The 351-nt window shown below is 41.3% G+C and carries 2 rRNA genes; both read left to right on the top strand.

Annotated elements, in window-relative coordinates:
* Positions 1 to 111 (top strand): 23S ribosomal RNA (locus tag M3610_RS27620); the annotation flags it as partial.
* Positions 112 to 239: 128 nt separating this feature from the next.
* Positions 240 to 351: ribosomal RNA gene (gene rrf, locus M3610_RS27615) — 5S ribosomal RNA — on the top strand; the annotation flags it as partial.

The following is a 351-nucleotide window of genomic DNA, read 5'->3' as shown; positions in this document are numbered from 1 at the left end:
CATAGCGCAAGCTAGTAAGAACCCTGAAAGATGATCAGGTTGATAGGTCAGAGGTGGAAGCGTGGTAACACGTGGAGCTGACTGATACTAATCGTTCGAGGACTTAACCATATTTTAAGGTGAACTCTGAGTTTACAAACTTCTTCTGTATTATCTAGTTTTGAGGGAATGAAAAAAATTAATTTTCCTCTTGAAAAAAATAAAAAAGACATTATAATAAAATTGTGTCGAATATATGGTCTGGCAATTATGGCGAGAAGGTCACACCCGTTCCCATACCGAACACGGAAGTTAAGCTTCTCAGCGCCGATGGTAGTTGGGACACGCGTCCCTGTGAGAGTAGGACGTTGC

The sequence above is a fragment of the Neobacillus sp. MER 74 genome (genome assembly GCF_023714155.1).
Note: the sequence above shows the minus strand (reverse complement) of the source record. Positions and strands in the feature narration are given on the sequence as shown.